This is a genomic window from Streptomyces sp. NPDC032161, from assembly GCF_040636995.1.
Taxonomy (GTDB): domain Bacteria; phylum Actinomycetota; class Actinomycetes; order Streptomycetales; family Streptomycetaceae; genus Streptomyces.
Genome location: NZ_JBEZVN010000005.1, coordinates 204,385 through 217,583, shown reverse-complemented (window position 1 = coordinate 217,583; position 13,199 = coordinate 204,385). Strand labels below are relative to the sequence as shown.

Below are 13,199 nucleotides of genomic sequence, written 5' to 3'. Positions count from 1 at the left end.
GATGTAGGCGCCCGCACACTGGATGTATGCGGGCGTTCCGACAACACGGCGAGGTGCCGCAGCTGTCGTCGCACGCCCGCCAGGGATTACGGGACAGCCCTTGGCCTGACGGGCCGTGGCCCCCGGCCACCGGCCCCGCCCCCGGACCGCCGTGTTCTACTGAGGGCTCGTACGCCGCACCCGTCTTCGGAGGTCGTCCCGTGGCCCGGCTCCTCGTTCGTTCCGGCGTGAATCCCGACGAGCCGGACGTGCCCGTCGTGACGCTCGTCGTCGACCCGGACGGCACGCCCGGCGAGCGCGCCGTCGCACGGCTGGGCGACTACTGCTACGAGGGCGACGGGGCCTTCCACCTGCTGCCGACCGACGGCTGGGTCGAGCACGTACTGGACGGCGACCGCCTGGAGGTCGCCGTCGCCGTGTACCCGTTCGCGCTGGGCCAGGTCGACGTGGACGCGTCGGCCTTTCCCGACCGCTCGGCGGTCGACCCCGAGGCGGCGATGGTCCTGCGCGCGGAATGCGCGGTGGACGCCGAGCGGTACGCGCTGACGCCTCCGCTGACCGCGGTGTTCACCGCGGGCCCGGACCGCGCGCCCGACGACGTGGCCGCCGACGGGGACGACTGGCCGATCGTCCTCGGTCTGCGCCCCGAGCGCTGAACCGGCCGATGGCGCGGCACCCGGCCCCGCCGCGGCGGGGCCGGGCCCGGTGGCTCAGTCGTGGTCGTACACCGTGACCGCTATGCCCCGGCTCAGCAGGCGGTTCTCCAGCAGCGGTTCGATCCTGGACCATGTGCCGCCCGCCAGCCCGCAGCCGATCCGGGGCATGTGGACCGACGCCTCCAGTGCGATCGCCCGGTCGGCCACGGACCCCAGCGCCGTGTCGATCGCCTCGTAGCGCACCGGAACTCCCTTGCTGCCCCTGCGCATCCCTCGCTGGCCCACCATGTTCGCCACCCATATGTACGGGCTCACCTGGACGAACTGCGCGGCGCCGAGCGCGAAGTCGTTGCCCGCCCGCTCCCGGTGCCAGCGGCGGTAGGCCGCCTCCGGTTCGGGCCAGCGGCGCGAGACCGCCAGGACGAAGCCCTTGCCCCAGCCGCCGAGGTCGTTGCAGACGTGCGCGATCAGTTTGACGCCGCTGCCCTGCGGCGCGGTGGCGTCGCCCCGGATGTACGTGATCTCCGACATGGGGGCACCATACGGGCCGGCACCGACATCGCACGCGGGGCGGCGGGAGCGCCGCGGGCCCGCGCACCACCCGCCACACGGCCACCGGGCACTTTCACAAGGATGGTGAGACAGCAATACTGTTGAACCGTTGCGGGCGGGTTCGGCCGTTCACCGCCGGGCCGGAGTGCGAGGAGCAGACATGGCGACCGGGACCGAGGATCCGACGACGCTCACCGTCGACGAGCTGGCGGCCCGCGCCGGTGTCACCGTGCGCACCGTACGTTTCTACAGCACCCGGGGACTGTTGCCGCCCCCGGTGATCGGGCCGCGCCGGGTCGGGCGCTACGGGGCCGAGCACCTGTCCCGGCTCGCGCTCATCGAGGAGCTCCAGCACCAGGGCATGACGCTGGCCGCGATCGAACGCTACCTGGAACAGCTGCCGCCCGACCTCAGTGCCCAGGACCTGGCGATCCACCGGGCGCTGGTGGCGTCCTGGGCGCCGGACTCGGCGGAGGACGCGACGCGCGCGGAGCTGGAGCGCCGGGCGGGCCGGGCACTGGACGAACAGGACATCGCGCGGCTGGCGGCGATGGGGGTGCTGGAGCGCGCGGAGCCGGTCGACGGCGGGTACCGGGTGGACCCGGGGCTGCTGAGGCTCGGGGTCGAACTGCTCGGGGTGCCGATCGCGCACGAGACGATCCTGGCCGCGCGGACGGTGCTGCTGGAGCACTCCCGGTCCGCCGCGCAGGAGCTGACCCGGCTGTTCCGGGACGAGGTGTGGGGCCCGTACCGGGAGCGGGAGTCGGATCCGGAGCACGTGGCGGCGATGAAGTCGCTGTCCGCCCATATGCAGCCGATGGTGATCCAGGCACTGGTGACCGCGTTCCAGCGGTCGTTGAAGGAGGAGCTGCGGGCCGCGTTCACGGCGGAGTGAACACGGCCCGCGGGGGCGGGACCCGCGCGGCGGGTCAGTCGTGGAAGGTCTCGCCCCTCTCGGCCTTCTCCACGAGCAGCGCGGGCGGCAGGAAGCGGTCGCCGTACCGTTCGGCGAGTTCCCGGGCGCGGGCCACGAAGCCGGGCAGGCCGCCCTCGTACCCGTTGACGTACTGGAGCACGCCACCGGTCCACGGCGGGAAGCCGATGCCCATGATGGAGCCGATGTTGGCGTCGGCGACGGAGGTGAGGACGTTCTCCTCCAGGCAGCGCACGCTGTCCAGCGCCTCGGAGAACAGCATCCGCTCCTGCATGTCGACGAAGGGGACGTCGGTGCCGGGACGGGCGTCGGACCCGCCCGCGGCCGGATCCGCGGGGCGGCCGAAGTGCTCCCGCAGTCCGGGCCACAGGCGGATGCGCCCGCCGTTCTCGTCGTACTCGTAGAAGCCCGCGCCGCCGCTGCGTCCGGGGCGCCCGAACTCGTCGACCATGCGGTCGATCACGGTGTCCGCCGGGTGCGCGTCCCAGGTGCCACCGGCCTCCTCGACGGCCCTCCTCGTCTCGTCACGGATCCTGCGGGGCAGGGTGAGGGTCAGCTCGTCCATCAGGGACAGGACCTTCGCCGGGTAGCCGGACTGCGCGGCGGCCTGCTCGATCGACGCCGGTTCGACGCCCTCGCCGACCATGGCGACGCCCTCGTTGATGAACTGTCCGATGACGCGCGAGGTGAAGAAGCCGCGGGAGTCGTTGACGACGATCGGGGTCTTCCCGATCTGCCGGACCAGGTCGAAGGCGCGGGCCAGGGCCTCGTCGCCGGTCTTCCCGCCCTTGATGATCTCGACCAGCGGCATCTTGTCCACGGGCGAGAAGAAGTGCAGCCCGACGAAGTCGGCGGGGCGCTCGACGCCCTCGGCGAGGACGGTGATGGGCAGGGTCGAGGTGTTGGAGCAGAGCAGGGCGTCCGGTGCGACGACGTCCTGGATCTCCTGGAACACACGGTGCTTGAGCGCGGTGTCCTCGAAGACGGCCTCGATGACGGCGTCGCAGCCCGCCAGGTCGGCCGGGTCGGCGGTCGGGGTGATGCGGGCCAGCAGCTCGTCGCGCTTCGCCTCGGTGGTGCGGCCCCGGGAGAGCGCCTTGTCGAGGAGCTTCTCGCTGTACGCCTTGCCCTTGGCTGCGGCCTCGGCGGAGACGTCCTTGAGGACGACGTCGATGCCTGCGCGCGCGCAGGAGTAGGCGATGCCGGCGCCCATCATTCCGGCGCCGAGGACGGCGACCCTGCGGACCTTTCGTTCCTCGACGTCCTTGGGGCGGCTGGCGCCGGAGTTGACGGCCTGGAGGTCGAAGAAGAACGCCTGGATCATGTTCTTGGCGACCTGGCCGGTGACCAGTTCGGTGAAGTAGCGGGCCTCGATGGTCAGCGCGGTCTCGAAGTCGACCTGTGAGCCCTCGACCGCGGCGGCCAGGATGTTGCGGGGCGCGGGCATCGGGGCGCCCGCGAGCTGCTTCTTCAGGTTGGCCGGGAAGGCGGGGAGGTTCGCGGCGAACTTCGGGTGCGACGGGGTGCCGCCGGGGATCCTGTACCCCTTGACGTCCCAGGGCTGCTGGGACTCGGGATGGGCGTCGATGAAGGCACGGGCCTTGTCGAGCATCTCCTCGCGGGTGGTGGCGACCTCGTGGACGAGACCGTTCTCCAGGGCGCGCCGCGGGGTGTACTGGGTGCCCTGGAGGAGGACCTTCAGCAGCGCGTCGGTGATGCCCATGAGGCGTACGGTGCGGGTGACACCGCCGCCCGCGGGCAGCAGGCCGAGGGTGACCTCGGGCAGGCCGATCCGGGAGCCGGGGGCGTCGAGGGCGACGCGGTGGTGGGCGGCGAGCGCGATCTCGTAGCCGCCGCCGAGCGCCGCGCCGTTGATGGCGGCGACGACGGGCTTGCCGAGGGTCTCGATGCGGCGCAGCGCGTTCTTGATGGCGGTGCCGGTGTCGAACGCCCGCTGGGCGTCCTCGGGACGGACCTTGATCATGTCCTTGAGGTCGCCGCCCGCGAAGAAGGTCTTCTTCGCGGAGGTGTAGATGATGCCGCGGATGGAGTCCTTCTCGGCCTCGGCGCGGTCCGCGACGGCGGCGATGGAGTCCTTGAACGCCCGGTTCATCGTGTTGGCCGACTGGTCGGGGTCGTCCAGCACCAGGGTGACGACGCCGGTCTCGTCCTGTTCCCAGCGGATGGTCGTGCTCTCGGTCATTGCGGTTCTTCTCCGTAAGAGAGGAGGGACGGTCAGAGACGTTCGACGACGGTGGCGATGCCCATGCCTCCCCCGACGCACAGGGTGGCGAGCCCGTACCGCCGGTCGCGGCGCTCCAGTTCGTCGATGAGGGTGCCGAGGATCATCGCGCCGGTGGCGCCGAGCGGGTGGCCCATCGCGATGGCCCCGCCGTTGACGTTGATCCGGTCGAGGGAGAGGTCCATGTCCCGGGCGAAGCGCAGGACGACACCGGCGAACGCCTCGTTGATCTCGACGAGGTCGATGTCGTCGATGGTGAGTCCGGCCTTGGCGAGGGCCTTGCGGGTGGCGGGCGCGGGACCGGTCAGCATGATGGTGGGTTCGGAGCCGGAGACGGCGGCGGAGACGATCCGGGCGCGTGGCGTGAGCCCGTACCGTTCGCCGACCTCCTTGTTGCCGATCGCGACGAGCGCGGCGCCGTCGACGATGCCTGAGGAGTTGCCCGCGTGGTGGACGTGGTCGATCTTCTCGACCCAGTGGTACTTCTGCAGCGCGACCGCGTCGAAGCCTCCCGCCTCGCCGATCGTGGCGAAGGACGGCTTGAGGCCGGCGAGCGTGTCGACGGTGGTGCCGGGCCGCATGTGCTCGTCGTGGTCAAGGACGACGAGACCGTTGCGGTCCTTGACGGGGACGACGGAGCGTGCGAACCGGCCCTCCTTCCACGCCTCGGCGGCGCGTTCCTGGGAGAGCGCGGCGAACTCGTCGACATCGCGCCGGGAGAAGCCCTCGATGGTGGCGATGAGGTCGGCTCCGATGCCCTGCGGGGCGAAGCCGGTCTGGAAGCTGGTCATCGGGTCCATGGCCCAGGCGCCGCCGTCGGAGCCCATCGGGACGCGGGACATCGACTCGACACCGCCCGCGAGGACGAGGTCCTCCCAGCCGGAGCGGATCTTGGCGGCGGCCAGGTTGACGGCTTCCAGGCCCGAGGCGCAGAACCGGTTCTCCTGGACGCCCGCGACGGTGTCCGGGAGTCCGGCGGCGATGGCGGCGATGCGGGCGATGTCGGAGCCCTGGTCGCCGAGCGGGCTGACCACGCCGAGGACGATGTCGTCGACGGCCGCCGGGTCCAGGCCGGGGAAGCGGGCGCGGATCTCGTGGATGAGGCCGACGACGAGGTCGATCGGCTTGGTGCCGTGCAGGGCTCCATCGGCCTTGCCGCGGCCGCGCGGGGTGCGGATCGCGTCGTAGACGTACGCTTCGGTGCTCAAGTCAGCAGCCTTTCGAGGGTGGTCGGTCGACGGGGACCGAGGGGCGGCCGGTAGGCCGTCGGGAGGTCGGACGGGGCGGGTCAGGCGAGCAGCGACCGGCCGATGATCTCCTTCATGATCTCGGTGGTGCCGCCGTAGATGGTCTGGATGCGGCCGTCGGTGAACGCCCTGGCGACCGGGTACTCGGCCATGTAGCCGTAACCGCCGTGGAGTTGGAGGCAGCGGTCGGCGACGCGCTTCTGGAGTTCGGTGGCCCACCACTTGGCCATCGAGGCATGCACGGCATCGAGCCCGCCGTCGGAGTGGTCGACGACGCACCGGTCGACGAAGGTGCGGGTGACGGCGCACTCGGTGGCCATCTCGGCGATCTCGAACCGGATGTGCTGGAGCTTGGAGAGCGGCCGGCCGAACGCCTCGCGCTCCTTGACGTACCGGGTCGTGATCTCCAGCAGATGTTCGGCGGCGGCGATCCCGGCGACCGCTATGCCCAGCCGTTCCTGGGCCAGGTTGGTCATCAGGTGGATGAACGCGCCGTCGCGTTCACCGAGCAGGTTCTCCTTGGGGACGCGGACGTCGTTGAAGAAGAGTTCGGCGGTGTCCTGGGACTTCTGCCCGATCTTGTCGAGGTTGCGGCCCCGTTCGAAGCCCTCGGCACCACGCTCGACGACGATCAGCGAGAGGCCCTTCGCACCGCCTTCGGGGGTGGTCTTCGCGACGACGACCACGAGGTCGGCGAGGATGCCGTTGGAGATGAACGTCTTCGATCCGTTGAGCAGCCAGTGGTCGCCCTTGTCCTCGGCGGTGGTGCGGATGCCCTGGAGGTCGGAGCCCGCCCCGGGTTCGGTCATGGCGATGGCGGTGACGGTCTCGCCGCTGCAGAAGCCGGGCAGCCAGCGCCGCTTCTGTTCGTCGGTGGCCAGGCCGGTGAGGTAGGGGCCCACGATGTCGTTGTGCAGTCCGAGGGCGAGGCCGGGGGCTCCGGCCCGGGTGAACTCCTCGGCGAGGACGGCGCTGTAGCGGTAGTCGGTGGTGCCGCCGCCTCCGTATTCCTCGGGCACGGCGAGGCCGAGCAGCCCCTGCCGTCCGGCCGCCCGCCACACCTCGCGGGAGACGATGCCGTCCTTCTCCCACTGCTCGTAGTGCGGGAGCACCTCCTTGTCGAGGAAGGTGCGGACGGTCTCGCGGAACGCGTCGTGTTCTTCGGTGAAGATCTGCCGCTGCACTGCGGGCCTCCTGGGGCCGGTGGTGGTCGTGGTTCGGCCGGGCCGTCCGGCTCCGCCGGGGCCGGGGTGTCGTCGTCCCGTCAGGCCGGGGGCGCGCCCCCGCCGAGCCCGGGGACGTCCCAGTCGGCGGCGACGGCCTCGGTGTCCGCGCCGGGCCGCGCGGGCCCGCGGTGTACGGCGACGGGTGTGGCGGAGAAGCGGGGCGCGGGGGCCGGCTGGGTGAGGCCCTCGTGCTCGACGAAGGTGGAGCGGGCGGCCAGGTGCGGATGGTGCGGGGCCTCGCGGAGCGAGAGGACGGGTGCGACGCAGGCGTCGGTGCCCGCGAACACCTCGGTCCATTCCGCGCGGGTGCGGGCCCGGAACCGATCGGCGACGAGGGCGCGCAGTTCGTCCCAGCGCGTGACGTCCGACCGCTCCGGGGCCTCCCCGTCGATGCCGAGCAGCGTGCTGAACTCGTCGTAGAACCGCTGCTCCAGGGGGCCGACCGCCATGTACTCGCCATCGGCGGTCTCGTACGTGCCGTAGAAGGGGCAGCCGCCGTCCAGGAGGTTGGAGCCGCGCCGGTCCTGCCAGCCGCCCGCCGCCAGCATGCCGTGGATCATCGTGGCGAGGTGGGCGGCGCCGTCCACGATCGCCGCGTCCACGACCTGGCCCCGGCCGCCGGGGGTACGGGCGTGCTGGAGCGCGGCGAGGACACCGACGACGAGATAGAGCGAGCCGCCCGCGTAGTCACCGACCAGGTTGGCCGGGACGGCGGGCGGCTCGCCGGGCTTGCCGATCAGGGAAAGGGTGCCGGTGAGGGCGATGTAGGCGATGTCGTGCCCGGCCCGTTCGGCGAGCGGACCCTCCTGCCCCCAGCCCGTCATCCGTCCGTAGACGAGTTTCGGATTGCGCGCGAGCGCGGCGTCCGGGCCGACCCCGAGGCGTTCGGCGACGCCCGGGCGGTACCCCTCGATCAGGATGTCGGCGCGCGCGGCCAGGTCGAGCACCGTCCCGGGCCCGTCCGGGGCCTTGAGATCGACGATGACGGACCGCTTGTTGCGGTTGGTCAGGTCGTACGCGGGGTCGATGCCGAGCCCCGGCCCGCCGGGCCGGTCCACGCGGACGACGTCGGCCCCCAGATCGGCCAGGAGCATCGCGGCGAACGGCCCGGGCCCGATGCCCGCGAGCTCCAGGACGCGCACGCCCGTCAATGGGCCGTGTGATCCGTACCCGGTCGTCGCCATCGGGCCCCCAGCGGTATGACACAACTGATGTAACAGCGATGATGCTAAGAACGCACCACTCCGCGCACAAGCCCTCCGGCCGAGCAAGCGCTTGGTCCTCCCCGGATCCTCCCTCATGGACACCGCCCGGCCGCACATCGCCACGACCACCGCCACCCCGACGGCATGCCGGTGTCCGGCAGCCCCGCGGCGGGCTGCCGGACACCGTTCGCTCCCAGTGGGCCGCGGCCTCCGTCCCGGCGGGTCCGGGCTTCCTCCTGGGCCGTGTCCTCGAAGTGCCGTCGTCCGGCCGGGGGCCGGGCCGTGCGGCGTCCGGCGCTTCCCCAGTTCTCGGCTCCGCCCGAACAGGGAAGACCCCATTGATCGCGAGGCGGAGGATCGTCCTCGTACGCCCAGTACGAGGACGACCCTCCGCCTTGCGATGCACCGCACCGGACGCCGCAGGCCCCGCCCTTCGGGCGGACGACGCTACTTTCGAAACACGCCCTAGCGGGACCAGGCGCAGTGCACATGGCGGCCGTGCCCGGGGTCGCCCGGGCCGAGGACCTCCTGTGCGCCGAGCTTCCTGCACGTGGCCATGAACTGCTTGTGCGGAGCGCCGCTGCCGACGTGGCGGCCGTTGATGTGCGTGATGTCGAAGGCGATCCCGGCGTAGTGCCGGGAGTTGCCGCTGTGGTCGCCGCCGACGATCTCGGAGACCGACAGCCGGTAGCCGTACTGGGTGCGCAGCTTCAGCAGCCCGCCCAGCATCCGGGGGTCGAGGGGGACCCGCCGGTTGGGCTTGTCGCCCCACGGGCTGGTGAGCGCACCCTTGCCGTCGGCGGTGTCGACGATGTTCTGCCGCGCCGTCGACCCGGCGTGCCTGCCGCCCGGATGGACGGTGGCCAGCGTGATCTGCTTCTGGGCCAGGATCTGCTTGGCGAGGCCCGCCCGGTCACCGGCCGGCGCTCCGCCGTTCAGCAGGCCCGCCCAGGTCCGGGGGCCGACGACGCCGTCGGCCGTGAGACCGGCCGCCTTCTGGAACGCCTTCACCTTCGCCGTCGTCGTCGCGCTGAAGGTGCCGTCGACGGTCACCGCCTGACCGCACGCCTTCAGCAGGGTCTGGGCCGCCTTCACGGCCGCGCCCTTCGCGCCGCCGCGCAGGGTGGTGACGAGTCTGGTCCAGGTGGCGGGCCCGACGACGCCGTCCGCGGTGAGCCGCTGCGCCTTCTGGAAGGCCTTCACCCTGGTCGTGGTGGCCGGTCCGAAGTTCCCGTCGGCGGCCACGGCCTGGCCCCGGAAGGTGAGCAGGTGCTGGAGCGCGGTCACGCCCGCGCCCTTGCTCCCCGCCTTCAGGATCGGCCAGTCGGCCGCGGCCGGCTGCGACGCCGCTTCTCCGCCGCCCCGGGCCGCCACCGGGCGGTCGCCCGCGGTGGCGAGGGAGGCGGCCGGTCCGGTGAGGACGGCCAGGGCCGCGATGCCGGCGGCGAGCCGGACGGCAGCACGACGGGTGCGGGTGGACGGTGCGTTCATGGGTCACTCCTTGGATGACGAGGCGGCCCGGAAGGGCCCGGAGACGGATGTCGTGCGGGTGGACGAGCCTGGTGTGCCGCACGGGGGACAGCGGCGCAAGGACTGCGGCCGACGAATGTGATGATCCGTCACTTCCCGTACCTGCGCCGTCGGTTGGTGGCCAGCGAACCGCTTGTGCCGGGATCAGCGGCCTTCCGTCCGTGGCGCGCCGCCCTTCGCCAGCGCCGTCAGTTCGGACCGGCCGCCGCGGAAGACGTCACGGTCCACCGGCCCCTCGATCCCGGGAACGGTTCCCGTCCGCGTGTGCTGCCAGAAGGACCACGAGCGCCCGGCACCCGGCACCTGCCGCGGTTCGTCGGAGCCGCTGCCGTAGCGGGCGAGCCACAGCGGATGACCGGCGAACACCTCCCCCTTGTCGCCCATGCACTCCTTCACGAAGGACGCCCGGGTGTAGACGATCGGGGTGACGCCGAATGCCTTCCGCACCTCCTGGAGGAAGATCCGCACCTGTTGGATACGGAGGTGCTGCGGGCACACCTCCCTGCCGCCGCCTGCGGGCAGCTTCTCGACGTCCAGCACCGGCGGCAGTTCGCCCGCCCGGTCCCCCCGGTAGCCGGCCGCCCGGACGGTCGCGACGAAGTGCCTCGCCTGGGCCGCCCCGTCGGCCGTGCTCCTCGGGTGGAAGAAGTGGTACGGGGCGCGGAACAACGAGGTCCCGGAGACCGAGGCGTAGTCGCGGGCGAACCACGAGTCCTTGCCCGACACCCCTTGGGTGGCCTTGAGGAAGGCGAAGTCGTTCGCGGCTGCCACCTGGCGCCAGTCGATCTCCGTCGGCCCGCCCCGCCCCTTCCACTCGTGGTTGTGGTGACTGGTGTCCACCCCGTCGACCGGATAGGCGGACGGCGGTGCGGCACCGACGGCCGGGGTGATCAGCCCCAGCGCGACGAGAGCCGCTCCCACCAGGGTTCCGGTCAGTGCGAGACGCACTCGAACGGGTGATGACTGAGGCATATTCAGACCTTCATGTTCGTCGGATGAGAAGACCTCGGGCACCCCCGTCGGCCACGAACGCACAGGTGGGAGCGGCCCTTCGAGGGGCCGATGACGGGGTGGGGTCGCGGCGCCCGCCGGGCCGGCCGCTCCTCAACTGTGCAGCACCGCCCGGGCGTTTCACTACGATCTGCGTCCCGCGAATCGATGCGCCTATGCAGAGCCACCATGCGCGCCACTGAACTGCGGTTATGCACACAGAGAGTCGGGAAGTGCCGATGACGGACAGCACCGTGACGAACGACGACGAACATCCGGGGCGGGATCTCGCGGAGTTGCTGAGGAGTTGGTGGGAGTCCTCCGCGCGCGACGGCCGCGAGAAGCCCACCCAGCAGTCGCTCGCCAGGCGATTGAGGATCGACCAGACCACCCTGTCGCGGTATCTGAATCCCGCACACTCCTCCAACGCCCCGTGCCGGATCGTCGAGCAGTTGCACACGGCGCTGGGGGCACCCGCCGACGAACTGGTCCGGGCCCATGCCCTGGCCGAAGCGGCGGCCGGTTCCGCGTCGCCGAGGAGGCGTCCGAGGGCCGGGACCCGTCCCGCCCCGGCGACCACCGCCACGGGCGGGTACACACCGGCGGAGAGGAAGGACGCGGAGCCCGCGTCCGGCGGTCCGGGCACCGCACCGGCCCCCGGGCGCGGTTCGGGAACCGGCCGGTGGGGCCGCTCCCGCGTCGCGTGGACCGTCGCGGCGGCCTCGGCGCTCCTTCTGCTGCTGGCCGTGGGCTGGACGGCGTGGTGGCCGGGGCCGACGGCGGGAAGCGGCGACGCCAAGGCGGTCGCGGAAGTGTCCGACCAGCCGTCGGAGGGCACGGACTGGCCGCTGGCGCGCAAGGGGAACGTGCTGTGGAAGGCCCGCACGGTGCAGTTGCTGCTACGGGCGCACGGCTACGACGTGAAGGTCGACGCCGACTACGGACCGGCCACCGCGGAGGCGGTCAAGAGTTTCCAGACGGCCCACGCCCTGACGGCGGACGGCAAGGTCGGGAAGGACACCTGGCCGCTGCTGATCACCACGGTCGATTCCCGCGCGCGGGAGCCCGAGGCCGTCATGGCGGTGCAGTACCTGCTCCATCGGGCGGGGGTGGCGACCGACAGCACCGGCACGTACACCCTGTCGACGATGCGGTCGCTGAAGGAGTTCCAGGCATCCCGGAACCTGCCCGTGACGGGCGTCGGCGACGAGGCCACCTGGCGCGCCCTGCTCAACGCCCAGGGCCCGGATCTGCACAAGTAGCCGCGCCGGAACGGGCGGACACCGTGCGTGTCACAGCGCCCAGGTCACCAGCGTGCAGATCATCGAGACGGCCCAGACCACCCCCGCGACGATCCCGAGGGTCATGCCCACCGCGACCCGGCGCTGGGCGAGGTACACGGTCCCTGGTCGCGTAGACGTTCGATGTTCGGTCACGCGTACCAGTCTGCCCGTCATGATCGCCGGGCCACATCCGTACGCGTACTCAACCGGCGTCCACGTGCGATCGGTGTGCCGCCTCAGCCATATGACACGGCGTCAGGAAGTTGCCTCCCGCAGCGCCCGACGGCACAGCGCGTCGGCACGGCGCGTCGTCTCCGGCTGACGGAAGTCACGGGCGAGGAGCAGGGTGTGGGCGCAGGCGTTGTCCAGGCCGGTGCGGTGTCCGACCGAGACGAAGACCGGTTTGACGCCGTCCCGGGTGCGCAGCGCCCGGCCCACCTCCTCCTCGCCGTCGAGGAGCGGCGACCAGTCGCCCCGGCGGGGCCCGGGCTGCTCGTACGTGAAGGTGAACGGGTTCTTGGCCACACCGATCACGGGGAGTCCGGTGAGCACGCCGAGGTGGCTGGCGAGACCGAAGCGGCGCGGGTGGGCCAGGCCGTACCCGTCGCAGATCACGAGCCCGGGATCGACGGTCAGCGATTCCAGCGCGGCGAGCACGGTCGGGATCTCGCGGAAGGCCAGGAGCCCGGGGACGTAAGGGAAGGCGACCCGGCCGACGGCGGTGGTCTCGGCGACCACGTCGAGCGTCGCGCCGTCGAGCACCACCGCCGCCGCCACGACGACGTCGCGCTCGTCGTCATAGGCGACGTCGACTCCGGTCACGTGGCCGGTCCCGGGCCGGGGTCCGGGTTCGTCGAGCACCACCCGGGCGCGCAGCGCGTCCTGGACGGCTCGGGCCTCGGTCTCGCCGACGGGTGTCGGGAACATTGTCATGGTGCTGTCGAGTGTACGAGCCGCCCCGGCGCACGGCCGGGCCCCGTCGGCGGTCGTCCCGTAGCCTGGCGATCATGTTCATACTCGAATTGACCTACACCGCCCCGCTGGAACGCGTGGACGCACTGCTGGCGGACCACGTCGCCTGGCTGGAGCGGCAGTACGCGGCCGGGGTGTTCATCGCCTCGGGACGCAAGAACCCGCGCGACGGCGGTGTGATCCTGGCGGTCGGGGACGACGTCGCCCGGATCGAGGAGATCGCGGCGGAGGACCCGTTCGTGGCGGGGGACGTGTGCGCGTACCGGATCACCGAGTTCATCGCGACGAAGACCTCGGAGGAACTCGCCCCGTACCGGCAGGAGCTGCCGTAACGGAGGACCGCCCGCCACCCGCGGCCGGAT

At 71.9% G+C, this 13,199-nt stretch carries 13 protein-coding genes; 4 read left to right on the top strand and 9 right to left on the bottom strand.

The features are described 5' to 3' along the window. Positions 1–227 precede the first annotated feature (227 nt). Positions 228–656, top strand: a complete 429-nt coding sequence (locus tag AB0E67_RS15205; protein ID WP_362026050.1) for a hypothetical protein — start codon at positions 228–230, stop codon at positions 654–656. A gap of 54 nt (positions 657–710) precedes the next feature. Here AB0E67_RS15205 and AB0E67_RS15200 read toward each other — a convergent pair whose 3' ends face one another. Continuing rightward, positions 711–1,187, bottom strand: a complete 477-nt coding sequence (locus AB0E67_RS15200) for a macro domain-containing protein (RefSeq protein WP_362026049.1) — start codon at positions 1,185–1,187, stop codon at positions 711–713. A 181-nt stretch (positions 1,188–1,368) separates the two neighbouring features. Here AB0E67_RS15200 and AB0E67_RS15195 point away from each other — a divergent pair, with 181 nt between their 5' ends. Continuing rightward, positions 1,369–2,103, top strand: coding sequence for a MerR family transcriptional regulator (locus AB0E67_RS15195; RefSeq protein WP_362026046.1), 735 nt, complete (start codon positions 1,369–1,371; stop codon positions 2,101–2,103). A gap of 34 nt (positions 2,104–2,137) precedes the next feature. On the opposite strand, the gene AB0E67_RS15190 is transcribed toward AB0E67_RS15195, so the two are convergent. From AB0E67_RS15190 to AB0E67_RS15165, 6 genes are all read right to left on the bottom strand, one after another. Then, entirely contained in the window at positions 2,138–4,345 is a 2,208-nt protein-coding gene (locus AB0E67_RS15190) for a 3-hydroxyacyl-CoA dehydrogenase NAD-binding domain-containing protein (RefSeq protein WP_362026043.1), read from the bottom strand. Positions 4,346–4,377: 32 nt separating this feature from the next. Continuing rightward, positions 4,378–5,592, bottom strand: coding sequence for an acetyl-CoA C-acetyltransferase (locus AB0E67_RS15185; RefSeq protein ID WP_362026040.1), 1,215 nt, complete (start codon positions 5,590–5,592; stop codon positions 4,378–4,380). 80 nt (positions 5,593–5,672) lie between these two features. Continuing rightward, entirely contained in the window at positions 5,673–6,815 is a 1,143-nt protein-coding gene (locus AB0E67_RS15180) for an acyl-CoA dehydrogenase family protein (RefSeq protein WP_360110989.1), read from the bottom strand. 80 nt (positions 6,816–6,895) lie between these two features. Continuing rightward, positions 6,896–8,041, bottom strand: coding sequence for a CaiB/BaiF CoA-transferase family protein (locus tag AB0E67_RS15175; protein ID WP_362026037.1), 1,146 nt, complete (start codon positions 8,039–8,041; stop codon positions 6,896–6,898). A gap of 486 nt (positions 8,042–8,527) precedes the next feature. Beyond that, positions 8,528–9,553 carry a peptidoglycan-binding protein gene (locus AB0E67_RS15170; RefSeq protein WP_362026035.1) on the bottom strand — a complete coding sequence of 342 codons (1,026 nt, stop codon included), beginning with the start codon at positions 9,551–9,553 and terminating at the stop codon, positions 8,528–8,530. Positions 9,554–9,736: 183 nt separating this feature from the next. After that, a complete protein-coding gene (locus AB0E67_RS15165) occupies positions 9,737–10,540 on the bottom strand; it encodes a GH25 family lysozyme (RefSeq protein WP_362026032.1) in 804 nt (267 codons plus the stop codon). Between the two features lie 281 nt (positions 10,541–10,821). Between AB0E67_RS15165 and AB0E67_RS15160 the strand changes: the two genes are divergently transcribed. Further along, positions 10,822–11,844 carry a peptidoglycan-binding protein gene (locus tag AB0E67_RS15160; RefSeq protein ID WP_362026029.1) on the top strand — a complete coding sequence of 341 codons (1,023 nt, stop codon included), beginning with the start codon at positions 10,822–10,824 and terminating at the stop codon, positions 11,842–11,844. A gap of 30 nt (positions 11,845–11,874) precedes the next feature. On the opposite strand, the gene AB0E67_RS15155 is transcribed toward AB0E67_RS15160, so the two are convergent. After that, positions 11,875–12,018, bottom strand: coding sequence for a hypothetical protein (locus tag AB0E67_RS15155; protein WP_199883095.1), 144 nt, complete (start codon positions 12,016–12,018; stop codon positions 11,875–11,877). Between the two features lie 102 nt (positions 12,019–12,120). Further along, positions 12,121–12,798 carry an endonuclease V gene (locus tag AB0E67_RS15150; RefSeq protein ID WP_362026026.1) on the bottom strand — a complete coding sequence of 226 codons (678 nt, stop codon included), beginning with the start codon at positions 12,796–12,798 and terminating at the stop codon, positions 12,121–12,123. 74 nt (positions 12,799–12,872) lie between these two features. On the opposite strand from AB0E67_RS15150, the gene AB0E67_RS15145 reads away from it, so the two are divergent. Continuing rightward, entirely contained in the window at positions 12,873–13,169 is a 297-nt protein-coding gene (locus AB0E67_RS15145; RefSeq protein WP_351519968.1) for a YciI family protein, read from the top strand. Positions 13,170–13,199: the final 30 nt, after the last annotated feature.

Coding starts and splice junctions, on each gene's coding strand:
- AB0E67_RS15200 (WP_362026049.1), bottom strand. CDS start 1,187: ATGTCGGAGATCACGTACATCCGGGGCGACGCCACCGCGCCGCAGGGC.
- AB0E67_RS15195 (WP_362026046.1), top strand. CDS start 1,369: ATGGCGACCGGGACCGAGGATCCGACGACGCTCACCGTCGACGAGCTG.
- AB0E67_RS15190 (WP_362026043.1), bottom strand. CDS start 4,345: ATGACCGAGAGCACGACCATCCGCTGGGAACAGGACGAGACCGGCGTC.
- AB0E67_RS15175 (WP_362026037.1), bottom strand. CDS start 8,041: ATGGCGACGACCGGGTACGGATCACACGGCCCATTGACGGGCGTGCGC.
- AB0E67_RS15170 (WP_362026035.1), bottom strand. CDS start 9,553: ATGAACGCACCGTCCACCCGCACCCGTCGTGCTGCCGTCCGGCTCGCC.
- AB0E67_RS15160 (WP_362026029.1), top strand. CDS start 10,822: ATGACGGACAGCACCGTGACGAACGACGACGAACATCCGGGGCGGGAT.
- AB0E67_RS15150 (WP_362026026.1), bottom strand. CDS start 12,798: ATGACAATGTTCCCGACACCCGTCGGCGAGACCGAGGCCCGAGCCGTC.
- AB0E67_RS15145 (WP_351519968.1), top strand. CDS start 12,873: ATGTTCATACTCGAATTGACCTACACCGCCCCGCTGGAACGCGTGGAC.